The 24,601-nt window shown below is 70.9% G+C and carries 18 protein-coding genes; 14 read left to right on the top strand and 4 right to left on the bottom strand.

Going from position 1 to position 24,601, the window contains the following annotated elements; all coding sequences use genetic code 11:
* Positions 1–50: 50 nt before the first annotated feature.
* Positions 51–1,586, bottom strand: a complete 1,536-nt coding sequence (locus OG246_RS37840; RefSeq protein WP_266473476.1) for a cytosine permease — start codon at positions 1,584–1,586, stop codon at positions 51–53.
* Between the two features lie 102 nt (positions 1,587–1,688).
* Here OG246_RS37840 and OG246_RS37845 point away from each other — a divergent pair, with 102 nt between their 5' ends.
* The 7 genes from OG246_RS37845 to OG246_RS37875 all read left to right on the top strand — a co-directional run bounded on the left by OG246_RS37845 (position 1,689) and on the right by OG246_RS37875 (position 11,159).
* Complete coding sequence (locus tag OG246_RS37845; protein ID WP_266473477.1) at positions 1,689–3,140, top strand: PucR family transcriptional regulator; 1,452 nt, start codon at positions 1,689–1,691, stop codon at positions 3,138–3,140.
* A 129-nt stretch (positions 3,141–3,269) separates the two neighbouring features.
* Positions 3,270–4,367 carry a LacI family DNA-binding transcriptional regulator gene (locus tag OG246_RS37850; RefSeq protein ID WP_266473478.1) on the top strand — a complete coding sequence of 366 codons (1,098 nt, stop codon included), beginning with the start codon at positions 3,270–3,272 and terminating at the stop codon, positions 4,365–4,367.
* A 52-nt stretch (positions 4,368–4,419) separates the two neighbouring features.
* On the top strand, positions 4,420–6,018 hold the full coding sequence (locus OG246_RS37855; protein ID WP_266473479.1) for an FAD-dependent oxidoreductase: 1,599 nt from the start codon (positions 4,420–4,422) through the stop codon (positions 6,016–6,018).
* 99 nt (positions 6,019–6,117) lie between these two features.
* Complete coding sequence (locus OG246_RS37860) at positions 6,118–8,247, top strand: hydantoinase/oxoprolinase family protein (RefSeq protein WP_266473481.1); 2,130 nt, start codon at positions 6,118–6,120, stop codon at positions 8,245–8,247.
* Positions 8,244–8,843 (top strand): hypothetical protein, encoded by a 600-nt coding sequence (locus OG246_RS37865; protein WP_266473483.1) that lies wholly within the window; start codon positions 8,244–8,246, stop codon positions 8,841–8,843. Before OG246_RS37860 ends, OG246_RS37865 begins: the two co-directional genes overlap by 4 nt.
* Before the next feature lie 3 nt (positions 8,844–8,846).
* Entirely contained in the window at positions 8,847–10,127 is a 1,281-nt protein-coding gene (locus OG246_RS37870; RefSeq protein WP_266473485.1) for a TRAP transporter large permease subunit, read from the top strand.
* Positions 10,128–10,157: 30 nt separating this feature from the next.
* A complete protein-coding gene (locus OG246_RS37875) occupies positions 10,158–11,159 on the top strand; it encodes a hypothetical protein (protein ID WP_266473487.1) in 1,002 nt (333 codons plus the stop codon).
* A gap of 501 nt (positions 11,160–11,660) precedes the next feature.
* On the opposite strand, the gene OG246_RS37880 is transcribed toward OG246_RS37875, so the two are convergent.
* Positions 11,661–14,102 (bottom strand): MMPL family transporter, encoded by a 2,442-nt coding sequence (locus OG246_RS37880; RefSeq protein ID WP_266473488.1) that lies wholly within the window; start codon positions 14,100–14,102, stop codon positions 11,661–11,663.
* Between the two features lie 211 nt (positions 14,103–14,313).
* Here OG246_RS37880 and OG246_RS37885 point away from each other — a divergent pair, with 211 nt between their 5' ends.
* Together OG246_RS37885 and OG246_RS37890 are read left to right on the top strand one after the other, a co-directional pair.
* Positions 14,314–15,720 carry an FAD-dependent oxidoreductase gene (locus OG246_RS37885; protein ID WP_266473489.1) on the top strand — a complete coding sequence of 469 codons (1,407 nt, stop codon included), beginning with the start codon at positions 14,314–14,316 and terminating at the stop codon, positions 15,718–15,720.
* Positions 15,721–15,747: 27 nt separating this feature from the next.
* Positions 15,748–16,233: an SRPBCC family protein gene (locus tag OG246_RS37890; protein WP_266473490.1), complete on the top strand. Its 486-nt coding sequence runs from the start codon at positions 15,748–15,750 to the stop codon at positions 16,231–16,233.
* Positions 16,234–16,282: 49 nt separating this feature from the next.
* On the opposite strand, the gene OG246_RS37895 is transcribed toward OG246_RS37890, so the two are convergent.
* Positions 16,283–16,906 carry a TetR/AcrR family transcriptional regulator gene (locus tag OG246_RS37895; protein ID WP_266473491.1) on the bottom strand — a complete coding sequence of 208 codons (624 nt, stop codon included), beginning with the start codon at positions 16,904–16,906 and terminating at the stop codon, positions 16,283–16,285.
* 186 nt (positions 16,907–17,092) lie between these two features.
* Here OG246_RS37895 and OG246_RS37900 point away from each other — a divergent pair, with 186 nt between their 5' ends.
* From OG246_RS37900 to OG246_RS37910, 3 genes are read left to right on the top strand one after another with little or no spacing between them, the layout of a single operon-like run.
* Positions 17,093–18,454 carry an NAD(P)/FAD-dependent oxidoreductase gene (locus OG246_RS37900; protein ID WP_266473492.1) on the top strand — a complete coding sequence of 454 codons (1,362 nt, stop codon included), beginning with the start codon at positions 17,093–17,095 and terminating at the stop codon, positions 18,452–18,454.
* Complete coding sequence (locus OG246_RS37905) at positions 18,451–19,329, top strand: SDR family oxidoreductase (protein ID WP_266473494.1); 879 nt, start codon at positions 18,451–18,453, stop codon at positions 19,327–19,329. The genes OG246_RS37900 and OG246_RS37905 overlap by 4 nt, the downstream gene beginning before the upstream one ends.
* The gene (locus OG246_RS37910; protein ID WP_266473496.1) at positions 19,326–20,738 is read left to right on the top strand and encodes an aldehyde dehydrogenase family protein; all 1,413 of its coding nucleotides are present in this window, start codon (positions 19,326–19,328) and stop codon (positions 20,736–20,738) included. Before OG246_RS37905 ends, OG246_RS37910 begins: the two co-directional genes overlap by 4 nt.
* A gap of 5 nt (positions 20,739–20,743) precedes the next feature.
* On the opposite strand, the gene OG246_RS37915 is transcribed toward OG246_RS37910, so the two are convergent.
* Complete coding sequence (locus OG246_RS37915; RefSeq protein WP_266473498.1) at positions 20,744–21,889, bottom strand: AraC family transcriptional regulator; 1,146 nt, start codon at positions 21,887–21,889, stop codon at positions 20,744–20,746.
* 132 nt (positions 21,890–22,021) lie between these two features.
* On the opposite strand from OG246_RS37915, the gene OG246_RS37920 reads away from it, so the two are divergent.
* Positions 22,022–23,230, top strand: a complete 1,209-nt coding sequence (locus OG246_RS37920) for an MFS transporter (protein ID WP_266473499.1) — start codon at positions 22,022–22,024, stop codon at positions 23,228–23,230.
* Between the two features lie 141 nt (positions 23,231–23,371).
* Positions 23,372–24,535, top strand: coding sequence for an ABC transporter substrate-binding protein (locus OG246_RS37925; protein WP_266473501.1), 1,164 nt, complete (start codon positions 23,372–23,374; stop codon positions 24,533–24,535).
* The last annotated feature ends 66 nt before the right edge of the window (positions 24,536–24,601 follow it).

Raw genomic sequence — 24,601 nt, forward strand, 5'->3', positions numbered from 1 at the left:
GCTCCTGGTCGTGGATGAACGCGCGGCGTTCGGCTTCGGGGGGCGAGGGCTCAGTGGACCGCGGCGGGCTCGGTGACGGTCTCGTCGGTGCCGCCGGTGATCGGCGGCACGGGGGCGTCCGAGGCTCGGACGAAGCGGGGTCCGGCCGGTCCGTACACGGCGCGCGGCTCGGGGAACAGGGCGAGCAGGGCGAGGTAGAGCACGGTCGCGAGGACGAGGCCGACGGGCAGCGAGATGTCCGTGCCGTTGGCCAGGTCGCCGAGCGGGCCGACGAACTGGCCGGGCAGGTTGGTGAAGAGGAGCGCCACGACGGCGGAGACGAGCCAGGTGGACATGCCGCGCCAGTTCCAGCCGTGCGTGAACCAGTAGCGGCCACCGCGCTGGCGGCGGTTGAAGACCTGCAGCGCCTCCGGGTCGTACCAGCCGCGCCGGGTGACATAGCCGAGCGCCATGACGATCATCCACGGTGCGGTGCAGGTGATGATCAGCGTGGCGAAGGTGGAGATGGACTGCGCGAGGTTGAGCGCGAAGCGGCCGACGAAGATGAACGCGATGGACAGGGCGCCGATGAAGAAGGTGGCCTGGACGCGGCTGAAGCGCGTGAAGACGCTGGAGAAGTCGAGACCCGTGCCGTACAGGGCCGTCGTGCCGGTGGAGAGGCCGCCGATCAGAGCGATCAGGCAGAGCGGCAGGAAGTACCAGCCGGGCGAGATCGCGAGCAGTCCGCCCACGTAGTTGGGGGCGGCCGGGTCGACGTACTTCGCGGCCTTCGTCGCGATGATCGACGCGGTGGCCAGGCCGAAGAGGAACGGCAGCAGGGTGGCGATCTGGGCGAGGAACGCGGCCCCCATCACCCGGCGGCGCGGGGCCCCGGCCGGGATGTAGCGGGACCAGTCGCCGAGGAACGCGCCGAAGGAGACCGGGTTGGAGAGCACGATCAGCGCGGCGCCGATGAACGACGGCCAGAACAGCGGGTCGGCGGTGGACGCGAAGGCTCCCGCGTAACCGGGGTCGAAGTCGCCCGCGAAGGCGAAGGCGCCGAGCACGAACAGGGCCGACGCCGCCAGCACCGCGATCTTGTTGACCAGCAGCATGAACCGGAAGCCGTAGATGCAGACGGCCAGGACGAGTACGGCGAAGAGCGCGTACGCGATGCCGTAGGTGACGTCCGACTCGGGGACGTCGACGAGCCGGTGCGCACCGCCGACGAGCGCGTCCCCGGAGGACCACACCGAGATCGAGAAGAACGCGATGGCGGTGAGCAGGGAGAGGAACGAGCCGACGACCCGGCCGTGCACGCCGAGGTGCGCGGAGGAGGAGACGGCGTTGTTCGTGCCGTTGGTGGGCCCGAACAGTGCCATCGGGGCCAGCAGCAGCGCACCCGCGACGAGGCCGAGGACGGTCGCCGCCAGACCCTGCCAGAAGGAGAGGCCGAAGAGGATCGGGAAGGCGCCCAGCACACAGGTCGCGAAGGTGTTGGCGCCGCCGAAGGCGAGGCGGAACAGATCGATCGGGCGGGCCGTGCGGTCCGCGTCCGGGATCCGCTCGACACCGTAGGTCTCGATTTCGGTGATCGAGGTCGTCACGGGCGCTCCACCTTCCGTTCATGCTGGGGACGATTCCCCAGTCTGTGGCCGCGGCACGACCAGCCACAATTGTGTCCGTCACAGAGCCGTACGCTGTCTTATGTGGCCAGCAACAAACTCACCGTCGAGGATCTGCTCTCCTTCCCGGCACTCCAGCTCTCTGTGAAAGCCGGCAGTGGCGGTCTGGGCCGGTCCGTGTCCTGGGCGCACGCCAGCGAGCTCACCGACCCGACGCCCTGGCTCCTGGGCGCCGAGGTGATCATGACGACGGGCCTGGCGATCCCCCGTACCGCGGCCGGACAGTGCGCCTATCTGGAGCGGCTCGACGACGCCGGGGTATCGGCTCTCGCGCTCTCCGCGCAGCTGCACATGCCCCCGCTGCACGACGCGTTCTTCCGGGCGGCGGAGGAGCGGGGCTTCCCGGTCCTCGAAGTGCCGCTCGCCGTCCCGTTCATCGCTGTCGCCCAGGAGGTCGCGGCCTCGGCCCAGGAGGACGCCCGGCACCGGCTGGGCGCGCAGCTCCAGGTCTTCGGCTCGCTGCGCTGGCTGGTCGCCGAGGACCTCGACACGCCGACACTTCTGCGCCGCCTCGAACGTTTGTCGGGTTACGACGTCTACCTCTGCACACCGCAGGGCCGCCCGCTCCTGCCCGGCGTTCCCACGCCGGATCCCGCCGTCCTGCCCGCTTCCGTCGACGCCCCACCGACGATCCCCGGCGGATTCGTCCTCCCGGTGCCCGCGCCCGGCGGCCCGGCGGGCTTTCTCGTCGCGTACGAACGTCAGGGCGCCCAGCCCGGAGGGCTCGCCGTCGCCCAGCACATCGCCACCGTGGCGGCGCTGCGGCTTGCGATGGTGCGCAACGAGCGCGAGACGCTGCGCCGCGAGGGCGCGGAGACGCTGGCCGAACTGCTGCAGGAGGTGCTCGACCCGGAGGCGGCGCGCCGCCGGCTCGCCCGGCACTCGATCGAGGGCGACACCGTGCTCCTCGTCGTGCGCCACACCACCGACGAGGCGCTGCTGCGCTGCCTGGAGGACCATCCCCATCTGCTGCTCACCTGGGGCGAGGACCGCTACGTCCTGGGATCGCCGGAGCTGGCGGTGGCCGTCGGTGAGCTGCCGGCCGTGGCCGCCGGGATGAGCCGCCCCTTCTCGCCGGGCGCCGCGCTGAAGGTCGCCCAGCGCGAGGCGCTCTGGGCGGTCTCCAAGGCTGTGGAGTCGGGCCGCCCCGTCGTCCGGTACGGCGACGACTCGACGGGCCGGTGGCTGCCCGACGACCCCGCTGTCCTGACCGCACTCGTCCAGCACGTGCTCGGCGAGGTGCTGCGCTACGACGAGGCCCACGACTCGCAGTTGCTGGTCTCCGCCCGCACCTGGATGGAGCGCAACCGCCGTACCGACGCGGCTGCCGCGGCGCTCCACATCCATCCGAACACCCTCGCCTACCGGCTGCGCCGCTTCGGCGCTCTCGCCAACCGTGATCTGACATCGACGGGGGCTCTGGCCGAGGTCTGGCTGGCGATCCAGGCAGCGGGAGCGCTCGGCCTCACCGACTGATTTTCCCTGTCCCAACCCTTGACCCGCCGCTCGGGGAAGTGCACAGTCTCTCGTTAATGCGCATTAGGTAATACGCATTAATAGCGCCGTAGACAGCGCCTGATCCTGCCCCGGAGGAGAGAGATCACTGTGGAACCGAGGAAGCGGCCCGGACGTACGCCCGCTCCGGCCGGGCGTACGTCAAGGCCCCGACAGGCCGAGGTGGCCCGGCTCGCGGGGGTGTCCCAGGCGACCGTGTCCCTGGTGCTTTCGGCCAGGCCCGACGGCAAGGGACCCGTCATCTCCGAGGAGACCCGCCAACGGGTCCTGGAGGCGGCCCGCAGCCTCGGCTACGTTCCCGACCCGGCCGCCCGGCGGCTGGCCGCCGCCCGCAACAACCTCCTCGGCGTCTTCAGCTTCACCGCCACGTTCCCGACCGATGTGCAGCACTCGTACTACCCCTTCCTGGTCGGCGTGGAGCGAGAGGCGGCGGCGCTCGGCTACGACCTGGTGCTGTTCACCGGGTCGAGCACCGGCGGCGCGGGAGCCGCGGGTCCCGAAGCCCTGAGCCGGGTCCGGCTCGCCGACGGCTGTCTCTTCCTCGGCCGGCACACACCCCGGGCGGAGCTGAAGCGGCTGGTCGAGGACGGCTTCCCCGTCGTGCACCTGGGCCGCCGCGAGGAGTTGGAGGGCGTGGCATGGGTGGGCGCGGACTATGTCGCGGCCACGCGTGAAGTCGTGGGCCATCTGGCCGGGTTGGGGCATCGGCGGATCGTCCTGGTCCGCGAGGACGACGACGCGCCCGCCTCGGCGGACCGTCAGCGCGGCTTCCTGGAAGGGCTGGCAGCGGCAGGTCTGCCCTGCGGGCCCACGGCCGTCTTCCGGTCCGCGGATCCGCAGCGGGAGCTCACGCCCGAACGGCTGCGTGCCTGGGCCGATGAAGGGGTGACGGCCTTCGTCGCGGAGGAGACCGACACCGGGGCGGCCTGGCGGGGCCTGCTCTCCGCCGTGCGCGAGGCGGGCCTCGACTGCCCCGCAGACGTGTCTCTCGCCCTGCTCGGCAGCCCGCCCGCCGACCTGGCGGGGGAACCCGAACCCACCGGATTCGACATCCCCCGGCCGCAGTTGGGCGCCGCGGCCGTACGTCTGCTGGCCGCGCTCGTCGCGGGCGAGGAGGCGCGGGAGCCGCTCGTCAGCTGCGTCTTCCGCCCGGGTCTGACAACAGGACCGCCGCGTAGCCATCCCTGAGCACGGCCCGTACGAACCTCCGGATGAACCCGATCCAGCAGCAAGGAGAAGCGTGATACCCGAAGCAGACATCCTCGTCGTGGGCGGCGGTCTCGGTGGCGTGGCCGCAGCACTCGCCGCCTGCCGGGCAGGACGCAGCGTCGTGCTCACCGAGGAGACGGACTGGATCGGCGGCCAGCTCACCAGCCAGGCCGTACCGCCCGACGAGCACCCGTGGGTCGAGCGGTTCGGCACGACCGCCTCGTACCGCCGGCTGCGTGAGGAGATCCGGAGCTACTACCGCCACTGGTACCCGCTGCGGGCCGAGGCCCTGGCGCTCACCGACCTCAACCCGGGGGCGGGCCGCGTCAGCAAGCTCTGCCACGAGCCGAGGGTCGCCCTCGCCGTCCTGGAGGGCATGCTCGCGCCCCACCGTGCGGCGGGACGGCTGACCGTACTCACCGAGCACCGGCCGGTCTCCGCCGAGTCCGACAACGATGTCGTACGGTCGGTGACCCTGAAGGACCTGCGCGACGGGACGCATCGCACCCTCACCGCGCGTTACGTCCTGGACGCCACCGAGACGGGCGAACTCCTCCACCTCGCGGGCGTCGAGCACGCGAACGGGGCCGAGGCACGCGCCGAGTTCGACGAGCCGCACGCCCCCGACGAGGCCCAGCCCCTCAACCAGCAGGGCATCACCGTCACCTTCGCGCTCTCCCACCACGAGGGCGAGGACCACACGACCGACCGCCCGGAGGACTTCGACTTCTGGCGCACCTACCAGCCCTCGTTCTGGCCGGGCCCGCTGCTCGGCTTCGAGGCACCCGATCCGCGCACGCTGGAGCCGGTGCCGCGGACCTTCGTACCGAATCCGGCCCTCGACCCGCTCGGCATCTCCGCCGACCAGAGCGCCGACGCCGGCGACAAGGAACTGTGGGGCTTCCGCCGCATCCTCGCCCGCAAGCTGCACTCCCCGGGCGCCTTCGATTCCGACATCACGCTCGTCAACTGGCCGCTCAACGACTACTGGCTCAAGCCGTACATCGGACAGGAGGCCGAAGCGCTGCGCGAGGCACGGCAGTTGTCGCTGTCGCTGCTGTACTGGCTGCAGACCGAGGCGCCGCGCACGGACGGCGGCACCGGATTCCCTGGCCTGCGGATCCGCCCGGACGTGACCGGCACGGCGGACGGCCTGGCCAAGGCGGCGTACGTCCGCGAGTCCCGCCGTATCAAGGCGGTCACCACCGTCACCGAGCAGGACGTGGCGATCGACCTCGTCGGACCGTACGGCGGCACGCGGCACCGTGACTCGGTGGGTGTCGGCAGCTACCGCATCGACCTGCATCCCTCGACCGGCGGCGACAACTACATCGACATCGGGTCCGTGCCGTTCGAGATCCCGCTCGGCGCGCTCGTGCCGCGCCGGGTGCGCAACCTGCTGCCCGCCGGCAAGAACATCGGCACCACGCACATCACCAACGGCTGCTACCGGCTCCACCCGGTGGAGTGGAACGTCGGCGAGGTCGCCGGTGCCCTGGCCGCGCACTGCGTCAACGAGGACGTCGAACCACACCAGGTGCAGGCCGAGGACAAGCGGTTCGAGGAGTTCGCGCGGCTGCTCGACCGCGACGGAGTGCAACGCCACTGGCCGGACGTACGCGGCTACTGAACACACCCCGCGTGGACGGGAGTTCGGGCGGGGCGGCTCCACCCGCCCCGCCCGGTGACCGCCCGCGCGAACCGATCCAGCACAAGGAGGTGCCCGGACATGAACACACACCGCATCCGCGTCGGCATCGACGTGGGCGGAACCTTCACCGACGCCGTGGCCGTGGACGCCACGACCCTCGAACTCCTGGGGCAGGTCAAGGTCCCCACCAGCCACCATCACGAGGACGGCGTCGCACACGGCATCGTCGAGGCGCTCGACCGGCTCCTGGAACAGACCGGCTGCGCCCCGGCCGACGTCGCCTTCCTGGCGCACGGCACGACCCAGGCTACCAACGCCCTCCTGGAGGGCGACGTGGCCACCGTCGGACTGATCGGCATCGGGACCGGCCCCGCAGCAGTACTCACCCGCCGCCTCGCCTCGTTCGGCAAGCTCGAACTCGCCCCCGGCAAAAGGCTTCCGCTGGTCTACGCACATGTCACCGACCCTCAGGACACGGCAGCCGTCCGCAGCGCCGTCGAGCAGTTGAAGGGCGAAGGCGCCCAAGTCCTCGTCGCCAGCCAGCCGTTCAGCGTCGACCGCCCCGAGGGCGAGCAGACCGTCCTGGACGCGGCACGGCCGTACGGGCTGCCGACGACCGCCGCGCACGAGATCACCTCGCTGTACGGGCTGCACAAGCGCACCCGCACCGCCGTGGTCAACGCGGCGATCCTGCCCCGCATGCTGGCCACCGCCGACCTCGTCGACGCCTCCATCACCAAGGCCGGCGTGACCGCGCCACTGATGGTCATGCGCTGCGACGGCGGCGTGATGGCGCTCGGCGAGATGCGCCGCCGACCGCTACTGACGGTCCTGTCGGGACCGGCCGCCGGAGTCGCGGGCGCCCTGATGCAGGAGCGGGTGAGCGAGGGCGTGTTCCTGGAGACCGGAGGCACCTCGACCGACATCAGCGTCGTACGCCGCGGCAAGGTCGCCGTCCGGCACGCCACCATCCTCGGCAAGACCTCGTATCTGAGCGCCCTCGACGTGCGCACCGTCGGTGTCGGCGGCGGCTCCATGGTGCGGATAGGCGAAGGCCGGGTGACGGGCGTGGGGCCGCGCAGCGCCCACATCGCGGGACTGCCGTACGCCTGCTTCGCCTCCCCCGACCAGCTGCGCGACGCCAAGGTGGACACCGTCCGGCCCATGGACGGCGACCCCGCCGACTACGCCGTGCTCGACGCGGCGGGCGGGCGGTTCGCCGTCACGATGACCTGTGCCGCCAACGCCCTCGGCCGCGTCCCCGAGGGCGACTTCGCCCGCTGCGACCCCGAGAGCGCGCGTGCCGCGATCGAGCCGCTGGCCGCCCATCTCGGCACCGATGTCGCGACCGCGGCGACGCGGATCCTCGACGCGGGCATCGCCCAGGTGAAGTCGGTGGTGGACGCCATGATCCGCGACTACCGCCTCGACAAGGACACGGCCGTCCTCGTCGGCGGAGGCGGCGGTGCCGCGTCCGTCACCCCGCACCTGGCCCACACCAGCGGGATGGAGGGCCGGATCGCCCGCCACAACGAGGTCATCAGCCCCATCGGCGTCGCCCTCGCGCTCGTACGGGAGCAGGTCGAGCGGATCGTGCCCGGTGCCACGCAGGAGCAGATCCTCGCCGTCCGGGCCGAGGCGGAGCGGGCGGTCGTCGCCCAGGGTGCCGCCGCCGAAGGCGTCGAGGTCGAGATCACCGTCGACCCGCAGACCAACACCGTGCGCGCGGTCGCGACCGGCGCCACCGAACTGCGTACCCAGGACCGGTCCCACCGCGCCGACGACACCGAGCGGCTCCATGCCGCGGCGGCCAGCCTCAAGACCGACCCCGCGGCCGTCCAGGTCCTCGCGGGCACCGCCGCCCACACCGTCTACGGCACCGAGACGCGCCGCCGACTGCGGCCGACCCGACGACCCATACGGATCGTCGACGTGGACGGCGTCGTACGCCACCACGCCGCCGACGCCCGCGTGGAGACCACCACCGTGGCCGGCGCCCCGGAGGTGCTCGCCCGGCTGGTGGGCGAGTCCACCTCGTACGGTGACGGCGGGGTGCGCGCTCCCGCCCTGCGGCTGCTGCTCGGCTCCCGCATCGCCGACCTGTCCGGCGTCCTCGATCCCCAGCCGCTGCTGGCGCTGGCCCGCAGCGAGTTGCGGGCCCGCGCCGCCGACGAGCCGGTGGTCGCGGTACTGGAGGTGCGGTCATGACGGCCACTGAACTCACCCTCCAGGAGCGGGAGTTGATGGATCCCGAGTCCGTCGACGACATCGAATGGGCCGTACGACTGCTGGCCGCCACGCCCACTCACGAGGGCCGCGACCGCGAACTGCTGCGCCAATGGGCCCGTAAGGCCGACGAGTTCGGGTCCCGGCTCGCCCCCGTCCCGTCCACGGCCCGCGTGATCGAGCGGGACGGCGGCCTGGAGCGGATGCTGCTCGCCCGCTACACGTCACGGCCCCCGACGGTCGAGCTCTACACCGACACGCTCGCCCTCGCCGAGGAGTTGGTGGACGCCCGCGGCTGGCGCGGCTGGTATCCGCCGGGCTCGGTGCGCGCCGCCGCCCTGGCCCATGAGGCCGTGCACGCCCACTTCCACCACGGCCCGGCGAAGGCCGCGCTCAAGCAGGCGCTCGACCACACCGTGCTGCGCCTCGGACGCCACCGCCTGGCCGGTCATGTCGCCGGTGCCGAGGAGGTCGCCGCGCACGCCTACGCCCGAACCGTCTGCGGACTCGGCCGCAGCCCCCTGCTCCTCACCGCCGCACTGCGCGCGGAACTCACCCGGCCCGGAAGAGAGAAGTGACCCATGGGTGTCGTCATCCTTCTCGTCATGGCGGCCGGTGTCGCCCTGATGCTCACCCGCAGACTGCCCACCGCCTTCGCCCTTGCCCTGCTCGCCGTCGCCATCGCCTTTCTCGCCGGGGCACCGCTCACCGGCAAGAACAGCGTGCTGGACACCGTCCTCCAGGAAGGCGCGCCGACCCTGGCCGCCACCATGATCGCGATCATTCTGGGCTCCTGGCTGGGCAAACTCCTCGACGAGACCGGCATCGCGGGCACCCTCGTCCGCAAGATCGTCGAGTTCGGCGGTGACCGCCCGACCATCGTGGCCCTCGGTGTCCTTGCCGTGTCCGCACTCGTCGGAACGGTGACCGGCTCGGCACCCGCCGCCATGCTCGCCGGCATCATCGGAATCCCCGCCATGATCGCCGTCGGCGTGCCCAAGGTGACCGCCGCGGGCACGGTGCTGATGGGCATCGCCGTGGGCATCCCCTTCGAGCTGCCGCTGTGGCAGTTCTTCTCCACCGCGCTGGAACTGCCGATCCCGACCGTGCGCGGCTTCATGGTGAAGCTCTTCCCGTTCGCGCTGGTCGCCGCTCTCGCGTTCGTCCTCGTCGAGACGCGAAGGCGGGGCACCGAGCACGCCTGGTCGCTCAAGTCCGTTGACACGAAGCCTCGTTCACGACGCGAGGAGCTGGGCGACGCGCCCTGGTACCCATTGCTCGCCCCCGCCGTGCCGCTCGTTCTCGCCCTGGGCTTCGAACTCGCCATCATTCCCTCGCTGTTGGCGGGCGTCCTGTACGCGCTGGTCACCACGACCCGGCCCGGCGCGATGAACAAGCGGCTACTGCGCACCCTGTACGGCGGTTTCGAGGTGGCCGCCCCGCCGCTCGTCCTGTTCATCGCCATCGGCATCCTGCTCGCGGCCGTGAAACTGCCCGGCGCCGTCGACGCACTCGAACCGCTCGTCAAGGCCGTCAGCCCGCACAACCCCGTGGTGTTCGTCCTCGTCTTCACGCTCCTCGTCCCGCTGTGCCTCTACCGCGGCCCCCTCAACGTGTTCGGGCTCGGCGCGGGCATCGCCGGCGTCCTCATCGCCACCGGCATCTACCCGGCGGTCGCCGTCCTCGGCATGGCCACCTCGTACAACCAGGTGTTCGGCGTCGCCGACCCCACCAGCACACAGACCGTGTGGAGTGCCCAGTACGCGGGCGTCACTCCCCAACAGGTCATGGTGCGCACCCTGCCGTACGTCTGGGCGGTCGCCCTCGGCGGCCTGTGCGTCACCGCCGCCACCTACCTCTGAGCCGCACACCTTCTGGCATTGGAGACCACCATGCACGAGCAGCACCTCGACCGGCGTCTCTTCCTGCGAGCCACCGCCGCCACCGGAGCCGCCCTCACCGTCGGCACGGCCCTGGGCGCCCAGCCCGCGGCCGCGGCGCCCGGCGGATTCCCCGACTACGCCTACGTCCGCACCCTTCTGACGCCGTCTCAGCTGAAGTACAACCCGACCGGCGAGATCATCTTCCCCTGCATCAGAGGCGTCTACGACAAACTGAGCTCCCCACTCGGCCGCTACTACCTGTACTACGCCCCGCACGACACGCCAGGTGGGATCTGCCTGGCCTACGGCAACTCGCTGGAAGGGCCGTTCACGGAGTACCCGTCGAACCCGATCGTCTCCAACAAGTGGTCCCCGCACTACTCCGTCAGCCATGTCTCGTCCCCCCACGTGCTGTGGAACGAGGACGCCAAGGAGTTCTGGCTGTACTTCCACGGCGAGAACACCACGACGCGCCTCGCCCGCTCGGCCGACGGGATCCACTTCACGTACGACAAGGTCGTCCTGTCGGCGTCCATGCTCCCGGCAGGCACCAACGAGACGTCGTACGCCCGGGTCTTCCGCCACGAGCTGCCCTCGCGCGGCGCCCGCTACGTGATGGTCTTCATGCTCAACAACACCACCAACCACCGTGACATCCACTGGGGTTGGTCCGCCGACGGCCGCACCTGGACCTACGACCAGACGCCGCTGATCCGGCACGGGGACGTCGGCGCCGTCAACGTCGGCGGCCCGCACCTTCTCTACCGCAACGGCAGCACCTACGTCGTCTACAACAAGGACAAGGAGAGCGGCGGCGACATCATGATCACCGAGGTCGGCAACGACTTCAGCAAGCGCAGCCACCTCGGCGTCTTCTACAACTCCCGCAGCACGGCTCCCGAGAACGGGCGCTCCGCGGCACCGACCTTCGGCACCGACGGCGGCGTCCCGTACATGATCTACGAGGCGGGAGAGAGGCTCTCGGGGGCCATCGCGGTCGCCCGAGGCTGACCCGACAGGTCCCTCCCCGCCGACGTCCGGAACTCGTCGGCGGGGAGGGACCCGCGCCTCACCGCGCCACCGCCTCCAACCAGAACGCCTTGCCCTTCGAGGTGTTCTCGGACAGGTCGACCGGCAGTCCCCCGGTGCGCAGCAGCTCGCCGGTGAACTCGCCTTTCGCGGTGCGGGCCTAGCTGGCGTCGTTGGTGCGTTGCGCGCGGTCCTCGTTGCCTCACCAGGTGAAGGTGAGCGTCGCTTTCCCGCTCGCTTCCGTGCTCGGCCCGTTGTCGCTGGAGCAGCCGGTGAGTCCCGCGAGGAGTAAATGCTTTGAGGGACCTGAGGTGCGTCTACGACGGTCGGTGCGGGTGAACTGCCGGGTACCGCAAGGGACTTCGGGGGCCTCGGCGTAGAAGCGACACGACCGCATGGCACAGCACAGCGCCGCGCGACACCGCAGTGCGGTGCCGCGCGGCGCGGCGTGCCGTGGTCGGCCATCAAGGGCGACGGACCGGGTCAACGGCTGCCGGAAGCTTCGCGCCGCTCGCCGCGACCGGTCGTGGTCGAGCCCGCCGTGGTCGAGCCCGTCGCGGTCGAGTCCGCCGTCGTCGAGCGCGTCGCGGTCAAGTCCGTCGCGGTGCCACGCCCTTGGGCCGGCGCAAGGGAGACGACCTCAGGATCCTCGGAGCCCGCCGGTCCCGCCTTCTGGAGGCTGCTTCCTTCGACGTCGAGGTCCGGCAGGATCCTGTCCAGCCAGGCCGGCAGCCACCAGGCGCCCCGGCCCGCGAGGGCGAGTACCGCCGGTACGAGCGTCATACGGACGGCGAAAGCGTCGATGGCCACGCCGACGGCCAGGGCGAAGGCGATGGGTTTGATCAGGGCGTCGTCCAGGGGGAAGAACCCGGCGAAGACGGTGAACATGATCAGGGCGGCCGCGGTGACGACCCGAACACTGTGCCGCGCCCCGTCGATGACCGACTGGCGGGCCCGGCCGGTGTGGGCCCATTCCTCGCGCATCCCGGACACGAGGAACACCTCGTAGTCCATGGCCAGTCCGAACAGCACGCCGATCAGGATGATCGGCAGGAAGCTGACGACCGGACCGCTGTGCGGCACGTCGAGGACGTCGGCCAGCCAGCCCCACTGGAAGACGGCGACGACCAGACCGAGCGAGGCGCCCACCGAGAGCAGGAAGCCGACGGCGGCCTTGACTGGAATGACCAGCGACCGGAAGACGATCATCAGCAGGAGCAGGCTGAGGCCGACGACGATGGCGACGAAGGGCAGCAGGGAGTCGCTGAGGCGGGTGGAGACGTCGATGTTGACTGCGGTGGTGCCGGTGACGGCGACCGTGGCGCCGGTGGTGTCACGGATGCCGGGCGCGGCTTCGCGGATGTCTCGGACGAGTTGGTCGGTGCGGACGCTGTCGGGGCCGGAGGCGGGGAGCACGGTGATGACACTCTGCGCCGGGTCGCTGGTGGGCTGGGGCGGCAGGACGGCCTTGACGTTCTTGAGGGTCCCCAGCTTCTGGGCCACCTGAGCGCCGACCTGTGAACTCGTCCCAGCCGTACCGTTGTTGGACTCGACGAGTACGAGCAGGGGGCCGTTGAAGCCGGGACCGAACTTGTCGCTGATCGTGTCGTAGGCCTTGCGTTCGGTGGAGGCGTGTGGCGCGGAGCCGTTGTCGGGAAGCGCCAGGCGCAGGTCCATGGCCGGCAGCGTGAGGGTCACCAGGATGCCCGCGACAGCGAGCACGGTCAGCAGCGGCTTGGCGATGACCCACTTCGTCCAGCGGGTGCCCATGGTGGCGCGGGCGGTGGCCCCCTCGACATCGACGGCCCCCTCGACATCGACGGCCCCCTCGGCATCGGGGGACCCTTCGGCATCGGGGGACCCTTCGGCATCGGGGGACCCTTCGGCATCGGCAGCCCGCCGCCCGGCGCGGCTGCCGGGCTTGGGGACAAGCCGCGAGCCGGCGAATCCCGCGACGGCGGGGACGAGGGTGATGGCGGCCAGTACGGCGATCAGGACGGCGCCGGCGGCGCCGAGACCCATCGTCGTCAGAAACGGGATGCCGATGACGCTCAGCGCGGCGAGCGCGATGATCACGGTGACGCCGGCGAAGACCACGGCGCTTCCGGCCGTACCGACGGCCAGCGCGACGGATTCCTTCGGATCGGTTCCGCGGGCCAGTTGCTGGCGGTGGCGCGAGAGGATGAACAGGACGTAGTCGATGCCGACGGCCAGGCCCAGCATCAGGGCGAGTGTGACGGCCGTGGAGGAGATGCTGACCGCGGGCGCGAGAGCGAGCAGTCCGGCGAGCCCGACTGCCACACCGATCAGCGCGGGCAGCAGTGCCATACCGGCGGCCAGCAGCGAACCGAAGGTGACGACGAGGACGAGCAGCGCCACGGCCACGCCGATGATCTCCGACGGACCGATGTGAACTCCCTTGCTGCTGAAGACGGAACCGCCCACCGATGTCCGCAGCCCGTCCGTCTCGGCCGCCCGGGCCGCGTCCTCGATCGCGTCCACCGATGACGTACGGACCTCCGCGATCTGCACGGGGTACTGGACCTGGACGATCGCAGTGGTCCGGTCGGCCGAGACGGCGCCGGATGCCTGCGGGTCGACGACCTCGCCGACCTGGGGCGCCCGCTCGGCTTCCGCCACGGCCTCGGCGATGGCCGCCGTATAGGGGGCTTCGGTGACCTGGTGGCCCTCGGGCGCGGTGAAGACGATCTGGGCGCTCGCGCCCGAGGCTTCCGGAAGGGTCTTGCTCAGGCTGTCCAACGCCCGCTGAGACTCGGTGCCCGGCACCGAGAAGCGGTCGTCGAGCTTGCCGCCGAAGACGCTGACGCACGTGATGAGCGCGGCCAGCACGAAGAGCCATATCCCCAGGACGAGCTTTCGGTGTCGGTAGGCGCTGTGGCCCAGCCGGTGAAGCAGGACGGCCATGACGAACTCCCTCGTACGGTGTCGGTGGGCCGACTTTATCACCTGCTCAAGTCGCTCGAACGAGTCACTCGACCGCCACCCTTGCCCATCATGCAATAAGTGCAGGTCAAGCGGTAGAAGTGGATGACGAAATCAGTCGACCTTGTCACACGACAATGTCATCTGTACGTTGTTCATCGACCGCTTCACCGCCGGCAGCCGAGGAGTGACCATGACCAGTACGCACAGCACCCGGAACGTCGAGAGGCGCTGGAGTCGGGAGGCCGACGTCGTCGTGATCGGCGCCGGGCTGGCCGGACTCACCGCGGCGCGTGAGCTAGTCGCGGCAGGCAAGTCCGTGGCCGTCCTGGAGGCCCGCGACCGCGTCGGCGGCCGACTGCTGAACCATGAGCTCGGCGACGGCCAAGTGACCGAGATCGGGGGGCAGTTCGTCGGCCCGACCCAGGACCGCATCCTGGCGCTGGCCAAGGAGGTCGGGGTAGCCACGTACGAGGCCGCCGTGCCCGGCGAGCGGGTCTACGTCCGCGACGGCAAGGCCAAGCGGTTCGCCGGGCACACTCCGCCGGACCTCCTCGCGCTGCCGGACATGGGCATCGCCCTGGCCCGCATCGGCCAGGCGGCGGGCAAGGTGCCCCCGGCGGCTCCGTGGCGGGCCCCGAACGCCCGTGACCTGGACGGCATGACCTACGAGACCTGGCTGCGCAAGGCCGAAATCACCGGTGACGCGGTCGACTTGATCAACATCTTCCTCAACTCCGCGTACGGCGGCGAGGCGCGCGACGCGTCGGCACTGTTCAGCCTCTGGTACGTCTCGACCTTCGGCGACGAGACGCATCCGGGCACCATGGAGCGCGGCACCGGTACCTCCGGCGGTGCGCAGGACAGCCGGTTCGTCGGCGGCTCGCAGCTGGTCGCGGCCCGGCTGGCGGAGGAACTCGACGGCCGCGTCCATCTGTCGGCCCCGGTGCGCCGTATCAGCCAGGACGCCGACGGGGTCACCGTGATCTCCGACGCCGGCGACTGGCGGGCCGGCCGGGTGATCGTCGCCGTACCGCCGGTCCTGGCCTCGCGCATCGTCTGGGACCCCTTGCTGCCGCCGCAGCAGGACCAGCTGTTCCAGCGGTTGCCCTTCGGGACGCTCATGAAGTGCGTGGCCGTCTACGACACACCGTTCTGGCGGGCCGAGGGCCTCTCCGGCATGGGCCTGCTGCGGGGCGGCTCGCCGATCCGCGAGATGTTCGACAATTCCCCGCCCGACGGTGGACCGGGCGTGCTCATGGGATTCCTCGGCGGCAAGGAATGGCGGAAATGGGCGCACCGCCCGGCGGGCGAGCGCCGTGGCGCGGTGCTGCGCTCCTTCGCCCAGGTCGTCGGGGAGCGGGCCTACGACACCGTCGACTACGTCGAGCAGGACTGGACCGCCGAGCAGTGGACGCAGGGCGGCCCCACGTCCGTCGCCGCCCCCGGCGTGCTGACCGAGTACGGGGAGTGGATGGGCCGGAGTTTCGGGCGCGTGCACTGGGCGGGGTCCGAGTTCTCCCCCTACTGGAACGGCTTCATGGACGGCGCGGTCCGCTCCGGCGAGCACGCCGCCACCGAACTCCTCCATCAGAGCTGACCGAGAGAGAAACAAGGAGAAGCAGTCATGACCAAGTTCCACGTCACCGAACGCGCCATCATCAACGCCCCTGTAGAGCGGGTCTGGGAGGTCATCTCCCGCACCGACCGCTACGCGGAATGGGTCGCCGGCGCCATAGAGGTCACCGACCACCACGGCATCGCCACCGTCGGCCGGACCTACGCCGAACGCAACCGCACCCTCGGCCCGCTGCGCACCGACTCGGTGTGGACCGTGATGGAGATCGACCCCCTGAGGCGCCGCGTCGACACCGGGATCGGGTTCGCCCCGCTGAAGGAGGTGACCAGCATCTTCGAGTTTCTGCCGGTCAGGAACTCGGAGGGGAGGGACGCCACGCAGATGACGTACAAGGTGGAATACGTCATCGGCCTCGGCCCGATCGGGCTCCTGCTCGACCGGATACAGCAGCCGGGCATGCGCGCGAACATGCGCGCCTCGATGACCCGCCTGAACACCCTGATTCGCTCCGAGGCCGTCAACGCGCGCGGCTGACCACAAGCGAAGGGCGCACTCGTACCGTACGAGTGCGCCCTTCGTCGCATCAGCTCACCGGTACCGGCACCAGGTCCAGCCGACCGTCGGCCATGGCCACCACGGCGGACACGAAGGCCTCGAGGCAGGTGCGCTCGGCCTCCTCGTCGGGGAGCGAGAGACGTTGCATCGTGAGCCCGTCGAAGCCGGCGAGGAAGAACCGCGCGATCGTGTCGACAGGCTGGGCGAGGGGCCGCCCGGTACGCTCCGCCGCCTCGGTGATCAGCCTCGCCGTCACCTCGACCACCCCCCGGTAGTGGGTTTCGAGGGCCTCTCTCAGGGCGGGCGAGCGGAGCGCGGACATCATCAGCTCCGTGAGGAGCTGATGGCTGGCGGGCTGCTCACGCACCGTCCGCCACAGCGCGGCCGCCAGCGCGCCGACCGTCTCCTCGAAACCGCCGTCGGTCGGCGCCGCCTGCTCGACCTGCGCCACCAGATCCTGCGTGAGCTGCTCCATGACGGCGCGGTACAGCCCTTCCTTCGTGCCGAAGGTGTAGTGCACCGTGGCCTGGGCCACCCCCAGCTCGGCGGCGATGGCACGCGTACTGCCGGCCGCGACCCCTTCCCTCGTCATGAAGTCGATGGCCGCTTTGATCAGCTGAGGACGGCGCTCGGCCGCGGAAACGTGAGCCATGACCTCATCATACCGACTTAGTCCCACGAACAAGTCGCCCGAACAAGTCGAATCCGCCGCAGCGGGCTGCCAAGGCCGCGGCCGCTGGGGTCCGGTCCCTGGCCGCGCGGGTCAGTTCCCGCTGAACGGCGGGTGAATACGTTTCCTCCAACACCCGTGAAACGGGATGAACGAGGAGGCAGGCTCGTGAGAGAAAGCCAGTTTGATACGTGTGTGATCGGGGCGGGACCTGCCGGGCTGGCGGTCGCCAGGGCCCTGGCGGAGCGCGATCTGCCGTACACGCATCTGGAGCGGCACACCGGGCCCGGCGGTATCTGGGACATCGAGAACCCCGGCAGCCCGATGTACGATTCGGCCCATTTCATCTCCAGCAGGACCTTGTCGGGGTTCGGCGGCTTTCCGATGCCCGAGCACTTCGCGGACTACCCGCCGCACCGGCAGATCCTGTCGTATCTGCGGTCCTTCGCCGACGCCTACGGACTGACGGACCGGATCGAGTTCGGCGTCGAGGTCGCGGGCGTCGAGAAGAACGCGGACGGCACCTGGACGGTGACCCGGGCCGACGGGCGGGAAAGCGTGCATGGGCAGGTCGTGGTGTGTACGGGCGCGCAGTGGCACCCCAACATCCCTGATATTCCCGGGGAGTTCAGCGGGGAGGTCGGGCACACCGCCGGCTATCGCAGCGCGGAGGAGCTGCGGGGCAAGCGGGTCCTGGTCGTGGGTGCGGGCAACTCCGGCTGCGACATCGCCTGCGACGCCGCCCGGACCGCGGACCATGCGGTGATCAGTATGCGGCGCGGGTACTGGTTCATTCCCAAGCACCTGTTCGGCCGGCCCGTGGACACCATCGCCAACAGCGGGCCGCATCTGCCGATGTGGCTGGCGCAGCGGGTCTTCGGCGGCCTGCTGCGGATCATCAACGGCGATCCGACGCGGCTGGGGCTGCAGAAGCCGGACCACAAGCTGTTCGAGACCCACCCGGCCATCAACTCGATGCTGATCCACCACCTCCAGCACGGCGACATCGCCGCCAGGCCCGGGATCGCCCGCGCCGAGGGCAGCACCGTGCACTTCACCGACGGAACGAGCGACGACTTCGATCTCGTCCTGCTCGCCACGGGCTACGTCCACAAAGTGCCGGTCGCGCAGAAGTACTTCGGTGACGAGCAGCATCCCGACCTGTACCTGTCGTCGTTCTCGCGCGAGCACCTGGGCCTGTTCGGCATCGGGTTCATCGAGACCAACTCCGGCGCGTACCAACTCTTCGACACCCAGGCGCAGTTGATCGCCGGGTATGTGTACGACGCGCGGCACCGGCTGCCGAACGCGGAGCGGTTCAGCCAGATGATCCGCGCCGACCGCCCGGATCTGACCGGCGGGCTGAAGTTCGTCGCCTCGCCCCGCCACACCGGCTACGTCGACAGCGGGGCCTTCGTGAAGTACCTCGGCAAGGTCGCGGGCCGGATGGGCTGGCGTACGGAGGGCCGGCCGCCGGTGCGGTCCCCGCGCCGCGTGGAAGCAACGGAGACGGCGGAGGCGACGGCATGAGCCGGTTCGACTTCGCCGACAAGGTCATGCTGGTGACCGGGGGCGCGGGTGGCATCGGCAGCGCCCTGTGCCACCGCTTCGCCTCCGGCGGCGCCCGCTGTGTCGTCGTCGACATCGACGGGGTCCGTGCCGAGAAGGTGGCCGCTGAGCTGCCAGGGGCCGGGCACACGGGTATCGGCTGCGATCTGCTGGAACGCGCCGAGGTGGAGCGGCTGTTCGAGCGGGTCGCCGACGTCTACGGGCGCCTCGACGTGCTGGTCAACAACGTGGGCATGACGAGCTCGGAGCGCTTCGACGTCCGCAGCGTCGAGAGCATCGAGCGGGAGATCACCCTCAACCTGACCTCCCCGCTGGTCGCGACCCGGATCGCGATCCCCCTGCTGAAGGCGTCTCGTGACGCCCGGGTGGTCACCACGGTCTCCCTCGGCGGGATCTTCCCGCTGGGCGAGACCCCGATCTACACGGCCTCCAAGTTCGGGCTGCGGGGCGCGATGCTCGCCATCGGCCTCGACCTCAGGAGCAAGGGCATCCTGGCCGGTTCGGTGCTGCCCTCGGCGACCGACACCAGGATGCTGCGTCAAGAGGCCGTGGACGGCGGGAACTCCATGCAGTTCCAGGACCCGCCGCAGCAGCCCGCCGATGTCGTGGCGGCGGTGGTGAGTCTGCTGGACAGGCCACGCCTGGAGGCCTATCCCCGGCCCGGCGAATCCCGTCTGGTGCGGTTCGCGATGCTCGTACCGAACCTGCTGCCCAGAATCTTCCCGCTGTTCCGCAAGCGAGGTGACCGCGGCATGGCCCGCTATCTGGAGGAACTCCGCCGCCGCGGACTGGCCCGACAGACCGACGGACACTGGGAGTTGGTGGAGGAAGCATGACCAGGAACGAGACGCTGCACATCGTCAACCCCGCCACCGGGGAGCCGATCACCACCCTGCCCGCCGCGAGCGCCGACGACGTCACCAAGGCCGCCGAACAGGCCCGACTCACCTACGACGCCGGGACATGGTCGCGGCTGCCGATCCGGGAACGCGGCGCCGTACTGCTGCGCCTGGCCGGCCTGATGGAACGCGACGCCGAGATCCTCGCCCGGCTGGACAGCGAGGACGCGGGCAAACCCATCACGGAGTGCCGTACGGGCGACGTACCGGGCGCGATCGAGTCGATCCGCTGGTTCGCCGAGGCGGCCGACAAGGTCTTCGGCCGGGTCGCGCCGGGCGGGCCCGACGGTCTCGGACTCATGAGCCGCGAGCCGGTCGGGGTCGGCGCGGCGATCCTGCCGTGGAACTACCCCCTTGCGATGACCGCCTGGAAGGTCGGCCCCGCCCTGGCCGCGGGCAACTGTCTGCTGGTCAAGCCCGCCGAGGCGACCCCTCGTTCGGCCCTGCACCTGGCCGCGCTGGCCGCCGAGGCAGGCCTCCCCGACGGGGTGCTCACGGTGCTGCCCGGGTACGGCGGGGAGGCCGGGGCGGCCCTCGCTCGCGACCCCCTCGTCCAGGCGCTCTCCTTCACCGGGTCCACCTCGACCGGCCGCCACATCCTCAAGGCCGCCGCCGACAGCAACTTCAAGCGCGTCTCACTGGAAATGGGCGGCAAGAGCCCCCAGGTGCTGATGGCCGACGCGCTCTCCTACGGCGACGAGCTCATCGCCGACATGATCGAGGCCGCGTTCCTGACCATGGGGCAGAACTGCACGGCGGGCTCCCGTGTGCTCGTGCACCGCGACATCGCCGAGGAGGTCGTGGAGCGGTTCACGGCCGCGGCGAAGGAACTCGTCGTCGGTGATCCGGCCGACCCGCGCACCCGGATGGGACCGCTCATCAACCGCGCCGCCTTCGACCGGGTCGCGGGAGCCGTGGAGGCCGCCCGGGCCGGCGGAGCCCGGATCCACACCGGAGGTCTGCCCGACGGGCTGCCTCCGCGCGGCGCCTACTACCCGCCCACCGTGATCACCGGCGCCCCCGACGGCAGCGACGTACTCACCAAGGAGCTGTTCGGTCCCGTGGTCACCGTCGAGACCTTCACCTCGGAGGACGAGGCGGTACGCCGGGCGAACGCCACCGAGTACGGGCTCGCCGCCTCGGTGTGGACCCGCGACCTCGACACCGCGCTACGGCTGGCCCGTCGGGTCGAGGCGGGCGTGGTCTCCGTCAACGCCTACAGCGAGGGCGACATCACCACCCCCTTCGGCGGCTGGAAGCAGTCCGGATTCGGCGGCGTGGAGAAGTCCACCGACGCCTTCGGCCAGTGGACCCGGGAGAAGACGGTCTGGATCCGCACCCGCTGATCCGATCACTCCACGTGCCCCGCACCACCCCGGAGCATCCGCTCCCGCAGCTGGACCGGGGAGGTGCCGTGCCAGCGGCGCACCGCGCGGCGCAGCGCCCGTTCGTCGGAGAATCCCGCCCGGCGGGCGATGTCACGCAGTGTCAACTCCGGGCGGAGCAGCAGCTGTTCGACGCGTTCCCGGCGTACCCCCTCGGCCAGCGCCTCGTACGTCGTGCCGCAGTCGGCCAGCCGGCGGCGCAGTGTCCGCTCGCTCGTCGCGTGCCGTCGTGCCTGCTCACCGAACGAGGGGATCACCGGGAGGCTCTGCGCGACGGAGACCTCCAGCACCTCCAGCAGGTCCTGCTGGTCGTGGCGGGAAGCCAGCTGTGCGTCGAGCATCTCCAGGGTCGACGCGTAGGTCACCGGATCCCGGCCGGGCATCCGGGCGCCGGCCCACACGGGGTCGATGACGATGCGGTCGGCCGGAGCGCCGAAGCGGACCGGGCAGCCGAACAGGGCGCCGTACAGCTCGCGTTGGCGAGGCGCCGGAGCAGAGAACTCCACCGCCCTCGGCGCGAAGCCCGACCCGACGGCGAGCCGGGACAGGGTGACCACGGACGCGAATCCCTCCTCGATCAGGAAGGAGGCCACGCTCGGGTCGATGGCCGGGTCGGGGAGGTCGGCGTGCAGCACGAAGGCGCCGTCCTCGCCCAGGTCGGTCGACCACACGGTCATCGCGCCGGACAGGTTCTGGTACTTCACGCCGGTCTCGATGGCGTGTCGCAGCGTGTCGTCGGCCAGCAGGGCGAAGCCGAGCAGGCCCCACGCGGTCAGGTGCTGCGCCGCGCCGACCTTCAGGCCAAGACGCTCGTCCCCGGTGAGCTCCAGCGCGCGCCGGATCACCGCGCTGCCCTGCCGGTAGGACACCCTCAGCGCGGCGGCGCGCATGACCGTCTCGTCCAGCCCGACCTGTCTCAGCTGAGGCCGTAGATCGATGCCGCGTTCACCGGCGACGATGACGAGATAGCGCAGGATGTTCGGCTGGATCGTCGCCGACGTGCTGCGGCTGGTGCCTTGAGGGTCCGCGCTGGTCCCGTGAGGGTCCGCGCTGGCCCCGTGAGGGTCCGCGCTGGCCCCGTGAGGGTCTTCCGGGCCGGGGCCAAGGGTCATCGCACTCACCTTCTGCTGGGCGACCACCGTAAGCATCGGGACCTCACCGGTCGTATGCCTTGACCCGCGAAGTCCCCTGTACGGCCTCCGGCGTCCTGCGTTCGTCCCTCCGCGCCTGGCTACGGTCTGCGCATGTCCCTCAGTGCTCCAGGCCGGACGGAGGCCGGGCACCCCGCCTCCCAGGCCGGCGCCCGAAGGGTCGCGACCATCGCGTTCACCGCTCAAGGTGTGTCCGTCGCCGCCGTGTACACGACCGTCCCCGCCGTCACCGAACACCTGAGACTGGCTCCGCTCCTGACGACGACCATGATGGTCGCGGTGGCGCTGATGGCCGGGGGCGGCAGCTTCGTGGGGCTGGCCGCGATCCGCCGCGCCGGTCCCGTCGCCACGATGCGCGGCGCCCTGCTGACGGCCGCCGCCGCGCTGACCCTGATCGGGTGGGCGCCCGACACGGCGACCGTCATCTGCGCGTACATCCTCTTCGGGATCGCCGTCGGCGCCCTCGACGTCGCCGTCAACACCCGGGCAGCCGCGATCGAACGCGCCTACGGCCGCAGCATCTTCGGCTCCTTCTACACGGCATGGAGCGTGGGCGGCGTGGCCGCGGCGCTGCTCACCGCCGCGGCGGCCCGGCTGCAGTGGCCGGTGTCCGCCGGCCTGACCGTGCAGGCAGGCGTCCTCCTCGCCCTCACCGCCTGCATACGCACGCATCCCCTCGCCTCCTCCGAAGGGCCGTCGGACACCCCGGCGCAGCCGCCGCTGGGGCGCCGCGTGTGGAGCCGGCTCCTCCCCTTCGGCCTGGTCCTCCTCGTCGTCTACGTCGTGGACTCCACCGTCTCGGCCTGGTCGGCGGTCTATCTCCGCCAGACCCTCGCCGCCTCCCTCACGGTGGCGCCGATGGCGTACGCGGCCTACCAGGCCGGCACCGTCATCGGCCGCGCCGCCACCGACCGACTCGTGCAGAGGTTCGGCGCGGTCGCCGTCGTCCGTACCGCCGCTCTGTCGGTCTCGGGCGCCCTAGTAGGCATGGCCGCCGCGCCGGGCTGGCCGTTCGCCGTTCTCGCGGCCGGGGCGGTGGGGTTGGGGGCGTCCGTCCTGGCACCGCTGTGCCTGGCCTCCGCCGCACGGCTGCGCCCCGCCGCCTCGGAGGCGATCCTGGCCCGCCTGAACCTCTTCAACTACGCGGGCGTCGTCACCGGTGGCGCGGTGAGCGGTCTCCTCGGCTCCACCGGCCAGTTCCGTCTCGCCTACGCGGCACCGGCCGTGCTGGCGGTTCTGCTGCTGGCCGGCGCCCGCCATTTCACCCGGCCTCCGAGCTCGGCCGTTCCACCGAAGAGTTGAACGGGGTGGCAGCTTCTGGGCGATGTGTGAACGCGTGCCGCGGCCGGAGACTCGTCACGCCCCCGGTCGACCCGGCTCGAATCCGAGGCCGCGAGGTGCGAGACCGAAGCTCAGCAGGCGGAGAAAGGACCCACCCCACCCATGTCAAGGAACATCAGCAGACGCGGCGTTCTCGCGATCGGTGCCGGAGCGACACTGGCCGCAGCGACCGGGGCCGCCACCGCGAGCGCCGCGGAGACCGCGCGCGACACCAGGGGCGGCAACGGATCGTCCTCCCGCGGCTTCGGCGGCGAGGAGACCCGCTCGCTCGACCAGCTGTACGCGGCCGCTCTCGCGGAGGGTGGAAAGCTCGTCGTCTACGCGGGCGGTGATGTCGACGACCAACTGGCCGGTGTCAGGGCGGGGTTCAGGAGCAGGTTCCCCGACATCGATCTGACCATCGTCGTGGATTACAGCAAGTTCCACGACGTCCGCATCGACAACCAGCTCGCCACGGGCACCCTGGTCCCGGATGTCGTCCAGCTCCAGACCCTGCAGGACTTCACCCGCTGGTCCCGGCAGGGCGAGCTGCTGCGCTACAAGCCCGCCGGATTCTCCGCCGTCCACCCGAAGTTCAAGGACCCGGACGGCGCCTGGACGGCGGTCATGGCTGTCGCTTTCAGCTTCGTGTACAACGTGGCGGCGGTCGGCGCCGACGTGCCCCGTACACCGCTGGACTTCGTGGACCCCCGGTGGAAGGGCGCCGTCGCCTCCTCCTATCCGCATGACGACGACGCGGTGCTCTACCTGTTCTCGCTCTATGTGCGGAAGTACGGCTGGGAGTGGGTCGAGAAGTTCGCCCAGCAGCAGCCGCAGTTCGCCCGCGGCTCCCACAAGGCGGGCGTCGCCGTGGCCGCCGGCCAGAAGAGCGTCGGCGTCGGCTCGTCGGGCAGCCTGCTCGCCACCGGCGGGGCATCGAGGTGGGCTCTTCCCACCGAGGGCCACCCGTTCATGGCGTGGGGCCAGCGTGCCGCGATCCTGAAACAGGGCGCCCACCCCACGGCCGCCAAGCTGTACCTGAACTGGATGCTGTCGCCCGAGGTCCAGCAGACGTCGTACAGCGGCTGGTCGGTCCGTACGGACATCCCCCTGAAGAGCGGCCTCAAGCCGATCTGGGAGTACAAGGACGCCAACCTGGACGGGTTCCCGGTGTTCATGGAGGACCGCGCCACCGTCGAACAGCTCAAGCAGACCTTCGCGCTGTACTTCGGCGAGGTCGAGGGTGCCCCCTCCCCCGGGCGCCTCGGCCTGCACCCGGGCCGCTGACCCCGGGTGCCTCCTGCGGCTCCCTGCCGGCTTACGCCGGTCACACACAGGTTCGGGTTAAAGTCT

The organism is Streptomyces sp. NBC_00620 (assembly GCF_026341825.1).
In the GTDB taxonomy this organism is placed as follows: Bacteria; Actinomycetota; Actinomycetes; order Streptomycetales; family Streptomycetaceae; genus Streptomyces.

Excerpts from the sequence above, each read along its gene's own strand:
- OG246_RS37860 (WP_266473481.1), top strand. The coding sequence starts at position 6,118 with ATGAACACACACCGCATCCGCGTCGGCATCGACGTGGGCGGAACCTTC.
- OG246_RS37865 (WP_266473483.1), top strand. The coding sequence starts at position 8,244 with ATGACGGCCACTGAACTCACCCTCCAGGAGCGGGAGTTGATGGATCCC.
- OG246_RS37870 (WP_266473485.1), top strand. The coding sequence starts at position 8,847 with ATGGGTGTCGTCATCCTTCTCGTCATGGCGGCCGGTGTCGCCCTGATG.
- OG246_RS37875 (WP_266473487.1), top strand. The coding sequence starts at position 10,158 with ATGCACGAGCAGCACCTCGACCGGCGTCTCTTCCTGCGAGCCACCGCC.
- OG246_RS37880 (WP_266473488.1), bottom strand. The coding sequence starts at position 14,102 with ATGGCCGTCCTGCTTCACCGGCTGGGCCACAGCGCCTACCGACACCGA.
- OG246_RS37885 (WP_266473489.1), top strand. The coding sequence starts at position 14,314 with ATGACCAGTACGCACAGCACCCGGAACGTCGAGAGGCGCTGGAGTCGG.
- OG246_RS37890 (WP_266473490.1), top strand. The coding sequence starts at position 15,748 with ATGACCAAGTTCCACGTCACCGAACGCGCCATCATCAACGCCCCTGTA.
- OG246_RS37895 (WP_266473491.1), bottom strand. The coding sequence starts at position 16,906 with ATGGCTCACGTTTCCGCGGCCGAGCGCCGTCCTCAGCTGATCAAAGCG.
- OG246_RS37905 (WP_266473494.1), top strand. The coding sequence starts at position 18,451 with ATGAGCCGGTTCGACTTCGCCGACAAGGTCATGCTGGTGACCGGGGGC.
- OG246_RS37910 (WP_266473496.1), top strand. The coding sequence starts at position 19,326 with ATGACCAGGAACGAGACGCTGCACATCGTCAACCCCGCCACCGGGGAG.
- OG246_RS37915 (WP_266473498.1), bottom strand. The coding sequence starts at position 21,889 with ATGACCCTTGGCCCCGGCCCGGAAGACCCTCACGGGGCCAGCGCGGAC.
- OG246_RS37920 (WP_266473499.1), top strand. The coding sequence starts at position 22,022 with ATGTCCCTCAGTGCTCCAGGCCGGACGGAGGCCGGGCACCCCGCCTCC.
- OG246_RS37925 (WP_266473501.1), top strand. The coding sequence starts at position 23,372 with ATGTCAAGGAACATCAGCAGACGCGGCGTTCTCGCGATCGGTGCCGGA.